This window comes from Streptomyces sp. NPDC002564 (assembly GCF_042889645.1).
Taxonomy (GTDB): Bacteria; Actinomycetota; Actinomycetes; order Streptomycetales; family Streptomycetaceae; genus Streptomyces.
The window spans coordinates 1,003,240-1,019,711 of record NZ_JBIARE010000002.1; the positions used below are offsets into that span (position 1 = coordinate 1,003,240).

Consider the following 16,472-nt stretch of genomic DNA (forward strand, 5'->3'; position numbering starts at 1 on the left):
TGGACGGCGGCCCGGGGATAGGGTCGGTTCGGCAGGGGAACGGCAGGTCGCGGAGGCGGGAGCACCGGTGGCACGACGGCGGGACGGGCAGGTCGCACGCGACCGGATGCTGGACGAGGCGATGACGGCCATCGCGGAGAACGGCCTGGCCGCCCTCACCATGTCCGCGCTCGCCGACCGTCTCGGTACCAGCGGCGGCCACATCCTGTACTACTTCGGCAGCAAGGACCGGCTGTTCCTGGAGGCGCTGCGCTGGAGCGAGGCGGCGCTCACCGAGGAGCGCCGCGCCCTGCTCGCGGGCCGGGCCGCACCCGCCCGCAAGCTGGACCGTTTCCTGCGCCTCTATCTGCCGACGGGGCCCCGCGACCCCCGCTGGATGCTGTGGATCGAACTGTGGGCGCGGGCCGGGGCGAACGAACCGCTCCGCGCCGCCCAGGAGGAGCTGGACCGGGGCTGGCGGGACGATCTGGAGACGCTCCTCGCGCAGGGCGCCGCGGCGGGCGCCTTCGCCGCGGACGACGGCCCCGGCCGGGCCGGCGAACTCCTCGCGCTCCTGGACGGATTGAGCACACGCGTGGTGCTGGGTCAGCGGGACGCGGACCGGCGGAGCGCGCTGGGCTCGGCGCGGTCGGCGGCGGAACGCCTCATCGGGTGCGCGCCGGGCGGGACGCCCGGCTAGGGCGTGTTTCGAAGAGTCCCGTCTGCTCGGCCGCCCTGCGGGCGGGCGACGCTCCTTTCGAAACCCGCCCTAGCCCGAGCGGCCGACTGGCGAGGCGGTGGCGGCGGTCGCCGTGGAAGAGTTCCGGGCATGACCGAAACGTACCTGTACATGGCGAATCCCCGGATCACGGTCCTCGGAGTCCAGCCCGGACACCCGCCGTTCCGGATCGTGGAGATCGACGGGGAGGTCGTGGGCAAGGCGAAGACCGTCACGGACGTCCTGGACGCGGCCGCGATGGCGGGCATCACCGTGCGCGACCTGGACGATCCGGACGCCGTGCGGTGGGTGGGCGGGGACAAGTTCACCTGGCGGCCGGCCGACGCGCCGGCCGCCGGCGGGGGTGCGGAGCGGCTCGTGGACCCGGTCCAGGAGCCGCTCGCGGACCCCGGCGGCGCGACGGGCTAGCGTGCGCGGGCCGGGCCGGGGGAGTCAGGGGCGCCCGGTCACCGGCACCTCCTCCCCGGCGGGCACGGGGCCGGGCGGGGTGCCGTCGCCGAAGGGCCGCCCGCCCAGCTCCTCGCGGTGATGCGGCGTCAGCCAGCCGGAGAGGTCCGGGCCCAGCGGCACGACGGCGGTCGGATTGATGCCGGTGTGCACCTGGTAGTAGTGCCGCTTGATGTGGTCGAAGTCGATGGTGTCGCCGAAGCCCGGGGTCTGGAACAGATCCCGCGCGTACGCCCACAGCACCGGGTCCTCGGCCAGCTTGTGGTGGTTGCACTTGAAGTGGCCGTGGTAGACGGCGTCGAACCGCACCAGGGTGCTGAACAGCCGGATGTCGGCCTCGGTGAGGGTGTCCCCGACGAGGTAGCGACGGGTGGACAGGCGCTCCGACGTGAGCTCGAGGCGGCGGAACACGTCGTGGTACGCCGCTTCGTACGTCGCCTGGTCGGGGGCGAATCCGGCGCGGTACACGCCGTTGTTGACGTCCCGGAAGATGCCCTCCATGACGGTGTCGATCTCGTCGCGCAACGGCTCGGGATACAGGTCGGGCGCCCCGTCCCGCTGCAGCGCCGTCCACTGCGTGGCGAGGTCGAGGGTGAGCTGCTGGTAGTCGTTCGTGACCAGCTTGCCGCTCGGCACGTCCACGATCGCGGGGACGCTGATGCCGCCGGGGTAGTCCGTCTCGCGGGCCTCGTACGCCTCGCCGAGGAAGCGGATGCCGAGGACCGGGTCACGGTCGTCCGGGTCCAGCGTGAACCGCCAGCTCCGGTCGTCCTGGATCGGGTCGGTGACGGCCAGGGACAGCGCGTCCTCCAGGCCCAGCAGCCGCCGCGCGACGAGCGCCCGGCCCGCCCAGGGGCAGGCCCGGCTCACCACCAGGCGGTAGCGCCCCGCCTCGACGGGCCAGCCGTCCCTGCCGTCGGCGGTGACGCGGTCCGCGAAGTGGCTCTTGGAGCGCTTGAACTCCTTGTGCCCCAACGCGGAATTGCCCTCCGCCGGGCTCTCCGGGGCCCCGTCCCGTGCGTCGTCCCGCGCCGCGCTCATGACCGGCCGCCCTCATGCGCGCAGGAGCGGGCCATCGGCACCCGCTCCTGGCAGGGCAGGTCGGCGGCGCGCGGGGGCGGGGCGAGATCGTAGATGCGGTCGATCAGATCCGCTTCGTTGCCCGCGAGGCCCGCGCGCCGCAGGGCCTCGTCGGCTTCCGCGAGCGGCCCCGCGAGCAGCGTCGCCGCCGCGACGGGGGACACCGACGCGGTCTCGGAGAGCGCGGCGCGCGCGGTGTGCAGCAGACGCAAGCAGGCCTGGGCGGCGAGCAGTTCCTCGGACGTCGTGCCGGTCATGTCGAGCGACTCCTCTGCGCTGGGTGGCGTGTACGGCATGAAGGATGTGCCACCCCCACTCTTGCGCACGGGTCTGACAACGGCGTCCTACGCGGCCGGGGCGCGGCGCGTGAGCCGCAGCGTGAGCCCGTCCGGCATGAGGGTCAGACGCTCGGCGATACGCAGCCGGTAGGCGGGATCGGCGTGCAGGTCGTAGCGCCGGAGCAGCAGGCCGAGGACCAAGGTCGCCTCGTGCAGGGCGAACTGACGTCCGATGCAGGCGCGCGCCCCGGTGCCGAACGGCTTGAACACGTGGGCGGGCCGGGCACGTACCGCCGAAGGGGCGAACCGGTCGGGGTCGAACTCCTCGGGGTGCTCGCCCCATGCCGCCGGATCCCGGTGCAGCATCGTCGCGAGGACCAGGGCCCACGCGCCCTGACGCATCGGGTGGGCGCCGCCGAGCACGGTGTCCGCACGGGCCTCGCGGGCGAACCCCGGGGCGGTCGGCCACAGCCGCAGCGACTCGTCGAGCACCCGGCGCAGATAGCGGAGCTTGGCCACCTGCTCGTAGGCGGGCTCGCCCTCCGTCCCCCACACCTCGTCGACCTCTGCACGCGCGCGTGCCAGCACCTGGGGCGAGCGTGACAGGTAGTGCAGCGCGAACGACAGGGCACCGGACGTCGTCTCGTGCCCGGCGACCAGGAAGGTGATGACCTGGCGGCGGATGTTCTCCGGGGTGAGCCGCTCCCCGGTGTCGGGGTGGGCGACCTCCAGCATGCGGTCGAGCAGGTCGCCGTGGCCGCCGGACCCGGACGCGGCTCGGCGCGCCGCGACCACCGCGTCCACGGTGCGGTTGAGGTACGCCATGTCGGCGTCGTTGCGCCGGTCGGCGCCGCGCAGCAGCAGCGGGGTGAGCAGGGGCGGCACGACGTTGCGCCGCTGGGCGAAGGAGAGCGTGCCGACCATCGCCGTCACGAACGGGTGGGGCGCGGACCGCTCGAAGGAGCCGAAGTCGTGCCCGAAGCCGGTCCGGGCGATCGTCTCCAGGGTGAGCTTCGTCATGTCGCCCGGCACGTCCACCGCCCGGCCCGCCGCCTCCCGTTCGTCCCAGCGCGCCGTCAGCTGCCGTGCCACGTCCAGCATCAGCGGGTGGTAACCCGCCATCGCGTCCCGGCTGAAGCCCGGGGCGAGGATGTCGTGCGCCAACTGCCAGTTGGGCTCGTGGTTGTACGCCGTGAAAAGCCCGTCGCCCGCGACCGGCCGCAGGTTGGCCACGCCCAGCCCCACGTGCTTGGCGAACCGCGACTCGTCGGCCATGTCGGCGGCGAGCTCGGCGCCCCACACGAAGACGAACTCCTTGCCGAAGGCCTTCCGGCGGAAGATCGGCCCGAGCTCGCGGGCCATCTTCATCGAATCCTGCAACGGCGTGCGGACGTTGGCCCCCAGGATGTCGCCGAGCAGCGGGAGCCGGCGAGGCGGGTGCGGGATGCGGTGCAGCTCGGGCCAGCCGAGCTCGGCGCTGCGGAAGCCCTTCGGCGGAGCGGGCGGGGGCCCGCTCCGGTCACCGTTCGCCGCCGCGGACCGCGTCGTCTGCGCCATCTGCCCATCTCCCTTGTCCGACGGGCCCGTTGGGCCTGTTGTACGTGGATTCAACAGGAGATCCCAGTCTGGTACCGCTATTGAATTCGCGTCAAGTAAGGTGCCTGTATGGCTGCGAATCCCCAGGAGCGCACACGCCGCAGACTGAGTACCGAAGAGCGGCGTGAGCAGCTGCTTTCGGTCGGGGCGCGGCTCTTCGCGCAGAAGCCCTACGACGACGTGTGGATCGAGCGGGTCGCGGAGATCGCCGGTGTCTCGCGCGGACTCCTGTACCACTACTTCCCGACCAAACGGGACTTCTTCGCCGCCGTCGTGCACCGGGAGAGCGAGCGCATGCTGCGCCTGACGGCGGCCGTCCCCGGCCTGCCGGTGCACGAGCAGATCAGCACGGGCCTCGACGCCTTCCTCGGCTACGTGGAGAGCCACGCGGAGGGCTTCCGCGCCTTCCACCGGGCCGAGGCGGCGGGCGATCCCCTGGTCCGCGAGGTCTACCGCAACGGCCTCGCGGCCCAGGAGCGGCAGATCCTCGCGGCCCTCGCCGCGGATCCGGATGCCGCCGACGCCGCCCAGGACCTGCCCGCGCTGCGCCTGGCCGTGCGCGGCTGGCTCGCGTTCATGGTGGCGGTGTGTCTGGAGTGGCTGCAGGAGCCGGATCTGACGCGGGAGCAGGTGCGGGATCTGTGCGCCAAGGCCCTGCTGGGCGCGATCACCCGCTGAGGCCGAGGGCCTCGCGCAGTCGGGCGGGGCCCGTGAAGAGGTGGCCGCGCACGCCCAGGGCCTCGGCGGCCCGGATGTTCTCGTCGCGGTCGTCGACGAACAGGACGCGCTCCGGCGTAACGCCCAGGGCGTCCAGGCACCAGCGGTAGGCGCCGGGCTCGGGCTTGGCGTGGCCGATGCGGCAGGAGAAGGCGCACACCCGGAAGTGCTTGAGCCACGCGTACCGCTCCTCGTAGGACGCGGCGAGCTCCTCAGGGATGTTGGACAGCAGCGCGACCGGCCGGCCCGCGGCCGCCAGCTCCTCGACGAGGTCGACCATGGACGCGTCGACGGCGCTCCAACTGTCCACGTCCGCCTCGACGAGCCGTGCGACCTGCGCCGGGGTGAAGTCCGTGCCGAGCGCGTCGGCGACCTGTCGCCAGTACGCGGGCCCGGTCACGTCCCCGCGGTCGTAGGGCGGACGCAGCGTCCAGTAGGCGTCCCAGAAGGCGGGTGCCGAGCCGCCCGCGAGCGCCGCCAGCCGGTCCTTGCCGTCCTCGGACTGGTGGCGTGCGATGACGCCGAACATGTCGAACAGCACGATGTCGTGGTCGGCGGCGGCAGCGGGGTGCGGGCCGGGGGTCGCGGCCGCGGGAGGGTGGTTCATGGGGGTCATGCCTTTCGTACGGTCACGCCCGCGGCGGCGAGCGCGTCGGTCTCCTCGGCCGGTGCGGTGTCATCCGTGACGACGGTGTGCAGGGCGGAGGCGGGGGCGACGAACGCCAGGGCGGTGCGGGAGAGCTTGGCGGCGTCCGCGACGGCGACGACCCGGCGGGCCGAGCCGATCGCGGCGCGCTTGACGGTGGCGTCGTCCAGGTCGTAGGCGGTCAGGCCATCCGCGGCGCCGAGGCCGCAGCACCCGAGCACCGCGGTGTCGAAGCGCAGCGCGCCCAGGGACGCCGTGGTGAGCGGGCCGGTCAGGGCCAGCTCACCGGGGCGCGGCCGGCCGCCGGGCACCAGGAGGGTGACCTCCGGCGCGCCCGTCAGGGCGTTCACCGCGTGCAGGGACAACGGCATCACCGTCACCCTGCGGTGTGCCAGCGCGCGGGCGACCTCCCGGCATGTGGTGCCGCTGTCCAGGACGACGGATTCGCCGTCGGAGATCAGCTCCGCCACCACGGCGGCGATACGTCGCTTCGCGTCGAGGCCCTCCTGCTCCCGCAGCGCGAACGGCGGTTCCTCGCCGCGCAGCAGCAGGCTCCGCGCGCCGCCCCGGTACCGCTCCAGCACGCCCTGTTCGGCGAGGGCCTCCAGGTCGCGGCGGACGGTCATCTCGGAGGCGCCGGTGAGGGCGGCGAGCTCGGCGACACCGAGCCGCCCCGCTTCGCGTACGGCGTCGGTGATCTGCCGGAGTCGATCGGTACTGGCCACGGTCACATCAAACACCAAGAGTGTTCGAAAATCAATCTTCCGAACACTCACCATGTTCGTTATGTTCGAAGGCATGGAGAGAACACTGCGGGCCGGACGGCTGGCCACCTTCGCCTACTTCGTGCTGAACGGCTTCCTCATGGGGATGTGGATCGTCCACATCCCCGCCGTCGAGGACCGCGCAGGGATCGGCCACGCCGTGCTCGGCTGGCTCCTGCTGCTGCTCGGGGCGGGCGCCTTCGTCGGCATGCAGATCGTCGGACCGCTCACCGACCGGCTCGGCGCCCGCACCGTCGTCCCGGTCAGTGCGGGAGTGTGCGCCGCCGCCCTGGTCCTGCCGGGACTGGCGACGAACGTGTGGGCACTGGGGGCGGCCCTCTTGGCGCTCGGCTTCGGCAACGGCTGCCTGGACGTCAGCATGAACGCCCACGCCGTGCAGGTCGAGCGCGGCTACGCACGACCCGTCATGTCCGCCTTCCATGCGACGTTCTCCATCGGCGGCGTCCTGGCCGCGCTGGTCGGCGCCCGCACGCTCAGCTGGGGCTGGAGCCCGGCGGCGACCCTCGGCGCGGTGGCCCTGCTCGGCGTCGCCGCCGCCGCAGCGGCGGCACCCGCACTGCTGCGCCCCGAGCTCGCCCGGGCACCCGGGGCCCCTGACGATCGAGCAGGCAATCGGCGCGGAACTCCCCGGCGGATCTGGGTGCTTGCCGCCCTCGCGCTGATGCTCATGCTCTGCGAGGGCGTCGCCAACGACTGGAGCGTTCTCCACTTGCGCGACGTCCTGGACGCGCCCGCGGCGACCGCCGCCCTCGCCTACGGCGCCTTCGCCACCGCCATGACCGTCGGACGCCTGCTCGCCGACCGTGTGGCCGCCCGCTTCGGGCCCGTCGCGATCCTCCGGTACGGCGCGACGGTGGCCGCCGTCGGCCTCACCGCGGCGGCCCTGTCCCCGTGGACCCCCCTCGCCCTGGCCGGCTGGACCGTGTTCGGCGCGGGCCTGTCCGGCTGCATCCCCCAGCTGTTCAGCGCCGCCGGGCACGCCGACCGGGACGCGGCCGGGGCCAACGTCTCGCGGGTCGCCGGCCTCGGCTACCTCGGCATGCTGGCGGGCCCCGCGGTCATCGGCCCGCTCACCCACCTCATGCCGCTCAACCTCACCTTCTTCCTGCCCGTGGCGTTCTGCGCGGTCGCCGCCTGCACGGCGGGCATCCTGCGCGCCCCGGCCAGGGACGGTGAGCCGGTCACCCACCCGTGACCTCGCCCCCGCACACCCGTCCGAAAGGGCGGTCTGGGTCGCGGACCGCGCGGCTGCTGCGCAGCGGGGAACTGCGGATGCTGTCCGGCCCGCGGCGCTGGGACCGGACAGCGTCTCCCCGTGACGGCTCGGGGCGCAGCCCCCGGTCAGGCCGCCCGCGCCGAGCGGTGGCGGTGCGCCCGGACGAGGTCGGCGTAGTGCCGGCCGCTGCCCTTCACGGTGCGGCGCTGCGTCGCGTAGTCGACGTGGACCAGGCCGAAACGCTTGTCGTAGCCGTACGCCCACTCGAAGTTGTCCAGGAGCGACCAGGCGTAGTACCCCGCCAGCGGCGCGCCCCTGCGGACGGCGCGGGCGCAGGCCGCCAGGTGTTCGCCCAGGTACCGGGTGCGCTCCACGTCGTCGATCGTGCCGTCGGCGCGGACCACGTCGGGGTAGGCCGAGCCGTTCTCGGTGACGTACAGCCTGCGCGCCCCGTACTCCTCGGTGAGCCGCATCAGCAGGCTCTCGATGCCGTTCGCGTCGATCTCCCAGTCCATGCCGGTGTGCGGCACCTCGGGGCGGTACACCTGCCGGGCGAAGGGCGCCGGGCCCGCCGGGTCGTCCGCCACGATCGCCGGGAAGTAGTAGTTGAGGCCCAGCCAGTCCAGCGGCTGCGCGATCGTCGCCAGGTCGCCCGCCCGCTCCGGCAGTTCGACGCCGTACACCTCCCGCATGTCGGCGGGGAAGCCGCGTCCGTGCAGCGGGTCCAGCCACCAGCGGTTGGTGTGCCCGTCGACACGGCGGGCGGCGGCGACGTCCTCGGGGCGGTCGGAGGCGGGCTCCACCGGGGAGAGGTTGTTGACGATGCCCACCTGCGCGCCGGGCACGGCCGCGCGGATGGCCTGCGTGGCCAGCCCGTGGCCGAGCAGCAGGTGGTAGGAGGCGCGCACGGCGGCCGTGAGGTCGGTCAGACCCGGCGCCATGCGGCCCTCCAGGTGGCCGATCCAGGCGGAGCAGAGCGGTTCGTTCAGCGTGGCCCAGTGCGGGACGCGATCGCCCAGCCGCTCGGCGACCACCGAGGCGTACGCGGCGAAGTGCTCGGCGGTGTCCCGCTCGGGCCAGCCGCCGCGCTCCTGCAGCACCTGGGGCAGGTCCCAGTGGTAGAGGGTCGCGTTGGGCGTGATGCCCGCCGCCAGGAGCGCGTCGACGAGCCGGTCGTAGAAGTCGAGGCCCGCCGCGTTGACCGGCCCGTCGCCACCGGGCACGATGCGCGGCCAGGCCAGCGAGAAGCGGTAGGAGTCGACGCCGAGCTCCCGCATCAGGGCGATGTCCTCGGGCCAGCGGTGGTAGTGGTCACAGGCCACGTCGCCGGTGTCGCCGCCGTCGATCGCGCCGGGTGTGCGCGCGAAGGTGTCCCAGATCGACGGCGAGCGGCCGTCCTCGGCGACGGCCCCCTCGATCTGGTACGCCGAGGTGGCCACGCCCCACGTGAAGTCCGCGGGGAGCGCGGAGAGGTCCGGGGCGGCGGGGGCGGTCGTGGGGGAGGGGTCGGTCACGGAATTCCTTTCGGGAAGGGGCTGCCGCGGGATCACTTGACGGCGCCCGCGGTGAGTCCGGCGACGAGATAGCGCTGGAGGAGCAGGAAGCCGGCGACGACGGGGATGCTCACGACGAGCGAGGCGGCCATGACCTGGTTCCAGTACACGTCGTTCTGGGTGGCGTAGCCCTGCAGGCCCACGGCGAGCGTGCGGGTGGAGTCGTTGGTCATCACCGAGGCGAAGAGCACTTCTCCCCAGGCCGTCATGAAGGCGTAGACGGCGACCGCGACGATGCCGGGGATCGCGGCGGGCACCACGACCCGGAACAGCGCGCGCAGCGGCCCGCACCCGTCGACGAGCGCCGCCTCGTCCAGCTCCCTGGGCACGGAGTCGAAGTAGCCGATCAGCATCCAGATGGAGAACGGCAGCGAGAACGTCAGATAGGTGAGGATCAGCCCGCCGCGCGAGCCGAAGAGTGCGATGCCGGTGGCGTTGCCGACGTTGACGTAGATGAGGAAGAGCGGCAGCAGGAACAGGATGCCGGGGAACATCTGCGTCGACAGGACGGTCACGGTGAAGACCCGCTTGCCGCGGAAGCGGTAGCGGCTGACCGCGTAGGCGGCGAACACCGCGATGACGACCGAGCAGACGGTCGCCGCGCCCGCCACGATCAGCGAGTTCATGAAGTAGTCGGCCAGCGGCACCGTCTTCCAGATGTCGATGTAGGGCCGCACGGTGAACCCGGTGGGCATCCAGCGGAACGATCCCGACACGTCCTGCAGCGGCTTGAGGGAGCTGCTGACCATCACGTAGACGGGGAGCAGCACGAAGCCGGTCAGCAGGGTGAGGAACACCCCTCGCGCCCACAGGAAGGAGCGCGGCGGCGCGCTGGGCGAGCGTGCGGGCAGAGAACGCGGCGGTGCGCCCAGGGACTCAGACATCGGCGGTCTTCCTTCCCCGCGAGGTGACCAGCAGATAGCCGGCCGTGACCAGGAGCAGGAAGAGCAGCAGCAGGACCGACATGGCCGAGCCCGTGCCGAAGTTCCAGGTGACGAACGACGACTGGTAGATGTGGATGGAGATGAGGTCCGCGGCCTCGGGCGCCGACTTGCCGAACAGCACGTACGGCGTGTTGAAGTCGTTGAACGTCCAGAGGAAGAGCACCAGGACGAGCACCTGGTTCACCGGCCGCAGCGACGGCAGCGTGATGCGCCGTATCTGCTGCCAGATGCCGGCGCCGTCGATCGACGCCGCCTCGTAGAGCTCCTTGGGGATGTTCTGCAGGCCCGCCATGACGATGAGGAAGGCGAACGGCCAGCCCTTCCACACCGACACGGTGAGCAGTGCGATGAAGCTGTTGTCGCCGATCAGCCAGAACGGCGGGCTGTCCGTGAGGCCGAGCTGGTCGTGGATGACGTGGTTGATCAGTCCCGTGTCGCGCTGGAACATGAACGACCAGGTGATGACGGCCGCGTAGACCGGCAGCGCGTACGGCGTGAGGAAGATGGCCCGGAGCAGGCCGCGGCCGCGGAAGTTCTCCTGCATGAAGACCGCGGCCGTCGTCCCGATCAGCCAGCACAGGCCCACGGACAGGACGGTGAACACGACGGTGACGAAGAACGAGTGCAGCAGCGCCTCGCCGACCGGGGCGTCGAAGTCCACCGCCAGCTCGTAGTTGTCCAGGCCCGACCAGGGTGCGGCGCCCCAGTCCCGGATGAAGAACTGGGTGAGCTCCTTGAAGCTCATCACGATGCCGACGGCCATCGGGACGAGGTGGACGACGAGTTCGAGGAGGAGCGCGGGCAGCAGCAGGAGGTAGGGGAGCGAGACGCGGCGCAGACGGGCGGGCAGCCGCGGCCGCCTCCGCCGCCGGCCGGGCGGCGGGGCGGCCCGCTTCTCGGGGGCGGTCTCCGTGGTGAGGGTGGTCATGGAACGGCTCTCAGCTCTTCGGCATCTGCTGCTGGGCCTTGGACAGTTCGGCCGTCACGGACGCCGTGGTGACCGGCCTGCCCGCCGCCGCGTCGGCGAAGAGCTTCTTGATGGCCGTGCCCACGGACGTCTCGAACTGCGACTCGTTGGCCACCTGGGGCAGCGGTGCCGCGCTCGTGCGGAGCGTGTCGCGCAGCACGGCCGTGTCGGCCCGGTCGAAGGCGGCGTCCTCCTGCGCGGTCCTGACCGGCGGGATCGATCCGTAGGCCTTGTTGAGGTGGGCCTGCTCGGCGTCGCTCGTCATGAACTTCACGAACTTGCGGGCGCCGTCGAGGTTGTCGGTGTTCTTGAAGACGGCGAGGTTGATGCCCGCGACCATCGAGTTCACCTGCCGGTCCGCGCCGGGCTTGCCGGACGGCACGGGCACGGGGGCGACACCCCAGTCGTCGGGCTTCATGCCCTGCGCCTCGAACGTGGTGGCCGCGGCCTGCCACAGGACCATCGCGGTCTTGCCCTTCGCGAAGTCCCGCAGCGACTGGTTCTGCGCGTACTCGGCGTTGCCGGGCGCGATGATCTTGTCCTTGGCCATGAAGTCGACGTACTGCTTCACGGCGGCGACGGCGCCGTGCGAGGTGAAGGTCGGCTTGCCCTGCGCGTCGAAGAAGTCGGCGCCGTGCTGCTTGCCGAGGGCGAAGGCCTGGTGGATGTTGTTGACCAGGTTCGAACCCTCGGCACCGAGGGCCCACTTGCCGTTCTTGGAGATCTTCTTGCCGGCGGCGACCAGCTCGTCCCAGGTGGCCGGGGGCTTGCTGATCCCCGCCTCCTTGAACATCGCCTTGTTGTAGTAGAGGGCGTACGAGAGGGAGTACAGCGGCACCGCCGCCGGGTCCTTGCCCTCGGTGCCGGTGGAGCCGAGGGCCGCGTCGACGAAGCGGTCCCTGCCGCCGATCGCCTTGAAGTTCTTCGCGTCCCAGGGCAGCAGGGCGCCGGTGGCCTGGAGCGAGGACGACCAGGTGTTGCCGATGTTGAGGATGTCGGGGCCCTGGCCCGACGTGGTGGCCGCCAGGATCCGGTTGAGCAGGTCGGACCAGGGGACGACCTCCAGCTTGACCTTGATCCCGGTCTGCTTCTCGAACTTCTTCAGCTCGGGAGTGAGGATCTTCTTGTCCGCGTCGATGCTCGGACCCTGGTTGGACGCCCAGTACGTCAGCGTCTTGGGGGAGGAGTTGCTGCCCTCGCTCCCGGAGCTGGTCCCGCCGCCGCAGGCCGTGAGGGTGGCGCCGGAGAGAGCGGTGACGGTGGCAAGAGCTGCCACGGCTCGGAGTCTGCGCATGGCGGATCCGTCCCTTTCGTAGTGGTTCCTGGTGGATGATCGGGATGACAACAGGCGTGAGATCGCGCCGAGTTCGACGTCTGAACGAATTCACGACTTAATTTAGGACGTGAGTTAAAACCTGAGAGATAGTCGCGTCAAGGGGTCGCGCACGGGTATGTTGCCGACCGGAGAGGAGCCACATGGCCGAGCGGAGCAGTCGAACGGTGCGCGACCTGCGGGTGGGCAACCGCGCGGCGGTGTTGCAACGGTTGTATTTCGGCGGGCCGATGAGCCGTCAGGCGCTCGGTCCCGCGACCGGACTCAGTTCGGGCTCTGTGAGCAATGTGGTCGCCGAACTCACCGCCGACGGCCTCCTGGAGGAGGCGGGCAGCGTCGAGTCCGACGGCGGCCGCCCGCGCACCCTGCTGCGCGTCGCGCCGTCCAGCGGCCGTCTCATCGGCGTGGACGTGGGCGAGACGCGCGTCCGCGTGGAGGCCTTCGATCTGGGGATGAAGGAACTGGCCCGCACCGAGCGGCCGTTGACGGACTCCGGCTACGACGTGGCGACGATCGTCCGGCACATCAGGGAAGGCGTGGCGGAGGTCGGCGCCGAGGCGTCCGACGCGCCGCACGGCTCGCTGCTCGGCGTCGGCGTCGGCGTGCCGGGCATCGTCGACCGCGACGACTCCGGCGGCACGGTGGTGCACGGCCAGACCATCGGCTGGGACGCCGTCCCGCTGGAGGACATGCTCCGCGAGGCGGTGGAACTGCCCGCGGACACCGCCTACTTCGTCGACAACGGCGCGCGGGCGCTGGGCCAGGCCGAGATGTGGTTCGGCGGCGGCCGCGGGGCACGCGACGCGGCGATCGTGCTGATCGGCTCCGGCGTGGGCGCCTGCGTCGTCACCGGCGGCGTCATCCACGGCGGTGCGCGGGGCGCCCCCGCCGAGTGGGGCCACCTGACCGTGAGCATCCGCGGCCGCCGCTGCCGCTGCGGGGCGCGCGGCTGCCTGGAGGCGTACGCGGGGGCCGAGGCCGTGCTGGCGCGCTGGCAGGAGGCGGGCGGCCGGCTCCCCGAGGACGCCGACGAGGAGACCGGGGTGAGCGCCCTCCTGGCGGCCGCCCATCCGCAGGACGGCACCACCCCCGACCCGGTCGCCGTCACCGTGCTCGACGAGACCGCCGAGTATCTCGGCGCGGGCATCTCGGACCTGGTGAACCTCTTCGGCCCCGAGCGGGTCCTCGTCGGCGGCTGGGCGGGCCTCCTGCTCGGCCCGCACCTGCTGCCCGCCGTCCGTGCCTACGCCGACGCGTACGCGCTGCGCCACCCCGCCGCCCGCGCCACCGTCGACCTCGGCCAGCTGGGCCCGGACGCGGTCACCGTGGGCGCGGCGACCCTGCCGCTGGCCGACTTCTTCGCCCGCGGCGGGCGCCGCCGCACGGCACTCGCCGGCACGGAGTCGTCGACAGCGGCGGTGCCCGACTGGCAGGCGGTCCTGGAGGGGCGCGGGGCGCGGTAGGGCGCGGGAGCGTCCGGCGAGGAGGCTGTGGACGCGCGGCGTCCGTGGGCCGCCTGTGGATCGCCCGTGGATCGCCTGTGGGTCGCTCATGGGGACGCGCCCCGGGCCGGGAGCTCCGGATCGGCGCGGCCCCGGGCGTCCGTGGCGCCGGTGGCGCGGCGGCCCCGGCCACGCGGCGGGCCCGCCGCGATGTCCGCGATGAGCTGATGGATGAGGGCGGCGTCGGGCGGCCCCGCCATGGCGGCGCCGGTCGTGCGCGCGGCGCGGGGGAGCGCGGGGGCGGCGGGCTCGCCGGACAGGAACACGCCCGCCGTGGCCGGCCCCCGCGCGGCCCCGGCCACGCCCGTCGCTCCGGCGAGCGCCTTGTGCGCCCGGCGCCAGGCCCGGCTCCGCCGCCCCCGCAGATGGTCGACGACGGCCTGCGCGTACTGCGTCATGGACCGCGTCCAGAGGTCGTGCCGCGGCTGCGGGCCCGCCGAGGCGCGACGGACACTGCGCCACGCGTCGGCGGGCCTGACCCCGGCCTGCGCGACGGCCAGCAGCGCCCAGCTGACGGCCACGGGCGGCCCGTGCTCCGCGTGCACCGGAATGGTGTCGGCCGCGTCCCGCAGATGGGCGATGGCCCGTTCCGTCCTGCCGTCCTCCAGCGCGAGCGCGCCCAGTACGTGCGAGACCCGCCCGACCGTCGCGTCGTCACCGGCGAGCACGGCCACCCGCCAGGCCCGACCGAGCAGTTCGGCGTACCCCGGCGCGTCCGTGCGCACGGCCAGCCAGCCGGACAGCCACAGCGCCCGCGCGCAGACGCGGGTGTCGGGCCGGGCGAGCGGCAGCAGCCCGCCGAGCAGCGCGCGCCCCTCCTCGGCGTGCCCGCACACCGCCCACCAGAACCACAGGTCGACGGCCAGCGCGAGCGTCTCGGCCGCCTGGCCCGCGTCCCCCGGGCGCCGGGTGAGGGCCAGGCCCAGATCGGCCTCCTCCTCACGGACCAGTGCGGCGGCGCGCTCGTGCAGGCCCGTGCTCCACAAGTGGTGCGCGCTGGAGGCGACATGGCCGTACCAGTACAGATGACGGCTCACGGCCGCCGCCGTCTCGCCCGCGGCCTGCAGGCGCTCGGCACCGAAGCCGCGCACCGCGGCGGACATCCGGTACCGCGGCGGCAGCACACCGCCCGGATCACGGACCGGCTCCAGGACCGAGGCGAGGGCGAGGCGGGCCAGCGCGGCCGGCACGTCCTGGGCGTCCAGCCCGCCGCCCGAGCACACGTAGGCGGCGGCCTCCTCCTCGAAGCTCCCGGCGAACACGCTGAGGCGGGCCCACACCGTCCGCTCCGCCGCCCCGCACAGGGCGTATCCCGCGCCCACGGCCGCGCGCAGCGACCGGTGCCTGCGCACCGGCGCGTCCGGCACGCCGAGCCAGCCCTGTCCGGACTCCAGCATCCGGGCGAGCTGCGCCAGCGGATACTGCGCCGTCTGCGCGGCCGCCAACTCCAGGGCCAGGGGGACGCCTTCGAGCCGACGGCAGATGTCACGGGCGAGCCGCAGCTCTTCGGCGCGGGCACCACGCGTGGGGTCGTGCCGTCCGCGCAGGGGGCCGTCGTGGTGGTCCGCGCGGAGCCGGGCGGCCCGCACACGGTCGAGGAAGAGCGCCACGGCCGGGCCCGGCTCGGCGCCCTCGGAGTCGGGAGGCGGAGCAGGGGCAGAGGCAGGGACGGACGGGATGTCGGCACGGGCGTCCGCGCCGACACCCTCGCCGCCCTCCCCGACCGCCAGCGGCCCCAACCGCAGCACCGCCTCCTCGCCGAGTCCCAGCGGGTGCCGTCCCGCGGTGAGCACCCGTACCTCCGGAGCCCCGTCGAGCAGCGCCCGCACGAGACGAACGCACTCGCGTCGCACCGGATCGAAGTCGTCGAGCACCAGCAGCATCCGGCGCGAGCGCAGCCGGGCGGTGAGCTCCGCGATCCCGGCCGACGTCCTGTCCGGGGCCCCGCCGCCCGCCACGGCCGACGCACCGCCCGCCTCCTCGCCGTCCATCGCCTCGGCCACCGCCTCCACGACCGACCGGCGCCGGGCGGGCGCGCCGTCCCACCACCGCACGCGCACCACCCCGTCCGGCATCGAACCGCCCACCGCGGCGGCCGCGTGCTCGGCCAGCAGGCTCTTGCCGAGCCCCGCTGCCCCCAGCACCGTCACCAGCCTGCCCTGGGCCAGCATCCTGCGGACCGCTCCCAGCTCCTCGCTCCGCCCGATCAGGCCGCCGGCGCCCCGGCCCCGAACTCGCACACCCATCCACTCCCGCTCGCGTACGTGACCACCGCGAGCCTCGCCGCCCGCCCCGTGCCACCGTGCCGCTGCAGAATCGTCACTGCACCGCACACGGCTGATCCGCTAACTCCGCGGCCGCGCCCGGGGTAGTGAAGCGCCGGGCCGAATCATGCGGGACAGCTACGCGTCGCATTCCTGTACGGACTCGCGCCGACCTGCGCGGACCCGCCCTCGCAGGCGGTGCGGCGGAGAACCGGACCCGCCGCTCGCCCGCGCCGCGCGGAAGACCGGTCGGGCGGAAGAACCTTCAGGCGGAAGACCGGTCAGGCGGATCACGCCCCGGCGCGTCCTGCCAGACGTGACCGACGCAGCCTCCACCCCACGACCCGCGCCCGACGGGACCGGCCCCGGCGCCGGACCCCCGGCGAAAGAAGCCACCCAGGACGACCACAGCACGGCGAAGACGGC

Annotated in this window: 15 protein-coding genes; 5 read left to right on the forward strand and 10 right to left on the reverse strand. The window is 73.3% G+C overall.

The window, feature by feature from the left end; genetic code table 11:
* The first annotated feature begins 106 nt into the window (after positions 1-106).
* Positions 107-679: a TetR/AcrR family transcriptional regulator gene (locus ACFYXE_RS10670; RefSeq protein ID WP_389311428.1), complete on the forward strand. Its 573-nt coding sequence runs from the start codon at positions 107-109 to the stop codon at positions 677-679.
* Between the two features lie 150 nt (positions 680-829).
* Positions 830-1,126: a hypothetical protein gene (locus ACFYXE_RS10675; RefSeq protein ID WP_389311430.1), complete on the forward strand. Its 297-nt coding sequence runs from the start codon at positions 830-832 to the stop codon at positions 1,124-1,126.
* Positions 1,127-1,150: 24 nt separating this feature from the next.
* On the opposite strand, the gene ACFYXE_RS10680 is transcribed toward ACFYXE_RS10675, so the two are convergent.
* From ACFYXE_RS10680 to ACFYXE_RS10690, 3 genes are all read right to left on the reverse strand, one after another.
* Complete coding sequence (locus tag ACFYXE_RS10680) at positions 1,151-2,206, reverse strand: glutathione S-transferase C-terminal domain-containing protein (RefSeq protein ID WP_361169751.1); 1,056 nt, start codon at positions 2,204-2,206, stop codon at positions 1,151-1,153.
* Positions 2,203-2,502: a hypothetical protein gene (locus ACFYXE_RS10685; RefSeq protein ID WP_389311053.1), complete on the reverse strand. Its 300-nt coding sequence runs from the start codon at positions 2,500-2,502 to the stop codon at positions 2,203-2,205. Before ACFYXE_RS10685 ends, ACFYXE_RS10680 begins: the two co-directional genes overlap by 4 nt.
* 87 nt (positions 2,503-2,589) lie before the next feature.
* A complete protein-coding gene (locus tag ACFYXE_RS10690) occupies positions 2,590-4,080 on the reverse strand; it encodes a cytochrome P450 (protein WP_389311055.1) in 1,491 nt (496 codons plus the stop codon).
* 108 nt (positions 4,081-4,188) lie between these two features.
* On the opposite strand from ACFYXE_RS10690, the gene ACFYXE_RS10695 reads away from it, so the two are divergent.
* The gene (locus ACFYXE_RS10695; protein ID WP_361169742.1) at positions 4,189-4,797 is read left to right on the forward strand and encodes a helix-turn-helix domain-containing protein; all 609 of its coding nucleotides are present in this window, start codon (positions 4,189-4,191) and stop codon (positions 4,795-4,797) included.
* Here the strand turns inward: ACFYXE_RS10695 and ACFYXE_RS10700 are convergent.
* Complete coding sequence (locus tag ACFYXE_RS10700) at positions 4,787-5,443, reverse strand: HAD family hydrolase (protein WP_389311057.1); 657 nt, start codon at positions 5,441-5,443, stop codon at positions 4,787-4,789. The two genes, ACFYXE_RS10695 and ACFYXE_RS10700, sit on opposite strands and share 11 nt — an antisense overlap.
* A 5-nt stretch (positions 5,444-5,448) precedes the next feature.
* On the reverse strand, positions 5,449-6,207 hold the full coding sequence (locus ACFYXE_RS10705; protein WP_389311059.1) for a DeoR/GlpR family DNA-binding transcription regulator: 759 nt from the start codon (positions 6,205-6,207) through the stop codon (positions 5,449-5,451).
* Positions 6,208-6,280: 73 nt separating this feature from the next.
* On the opposite strand from ACFYXE_RS10705, the gene ACFYXE_RS10710 reads away from it, so the two are divergent.
* Positions 6,281-7,462, forward strand: coding sequence for an MFS transporter (locus ACFYXE_RS10710; RefSeq protein ID WP_389311061.1), 1,182 nt, complete (start codon positions 6,281-6,283; stop codon positions 7,460-7,462).
* Positions 7,463-7,608: 146 nt separating this feature from the next.
* Here ACFYXE_RS10710 and ACFYXE_RS10715 read toward each other — a convergent pair whose 3' ends face one another.
* The 4 genes from ACFYXE_RS10715 to ACFYXE_RS10730 are packed head-to-tail and all read right to left on the reverse strand — an operon-like array spanning position 7,609 to position 12,241.
* Complete coding sequence (locus ACFYXE_RS10715) at positions 7,609-8,997, reverse strand: GH1 family beta-glucosidase (RefSeq protein ID WP_389311063.1); 1,389 nt, start codon at positions 8,995-8,997, stop codon at positions 7,609-7,611.
* A 32-nt stretch (positions 8,998-9,029) separates the two neighbouring features.
* Positions 9,030-9,920: a carbohydrate ABC transporter permease gene (locus tag ACFYXE_RS10720; RefSeq protein WP_361169730.1), complete on the reverse strand. Its 891-nt coding sequence runs from the start codon at positions 9,918-9,920 to the stop codon at positions 9,030-9,032.
* On the reverse strand, positions 9,913-10,908 hold the full coding sequence (locus ACFYXE_RS10725) for a carbohydrate ABC transporter permease (protein ID WP_389311065.1): 996 nt from the start codon (positions 10,906-10,908) through the stop codon (positions 9,913-9,915). The genes ACFYXE_RS10720 and ACFYXE_RS10725 overlap by 8 nt, the downstream gene beginning before the upstream one ends.
* A 10-nt stretch (positions 10,909-10,918) precedes the next feature.
* Positions 10,919-12,241, reverse strand: coding sequence for an ABC transporter substrate-binding protein (locus ACFYXE_RS10730; RefSeq protein ID WP_389311067.1), 1,323 nt, complete (start codon positions 12,239-12,241; stop codon positions 10,919-10,921).
* A gap of 182 nt (positions 12,242-12,423) precedes the next feature.
* Here ACFYXE_RS10730 and ACFYXE_RS10735 point away from each other — a divergent pair, with 182 nt between their 5' ends.
* Positions 12,424-13,743, forward strand: coding sequence for an ROK family protein (locus ACFYXE_RS10735; RefSeq protein WP_389311069.1), 1,320 nt, complete (start codon positions 12,424-12,426; stop codon positions 13,741-13,743).
* Positions 13,744-13,829: 86 nt separating this feature from the next.
* Here the strand turns inward: ACFYXE_RS10735 and ACFYXE_RS10740 are convergent, their stop codons facing one another.
* Positions 13,830-16,028 carry an ATP-binding protein gene (locus tag ACFYXE_RS10740; protein WP_389311071.1) on the reverse strand — a complete coding sequence of 733 codons (2,199 nt, stop codon included), beginning with the start codon at positions 16,026-16,028 and terminating at the stop codon, positions 13,830-13,832.
* Positions 16,029-16,472: the final 444 nt, after the last annotated feature.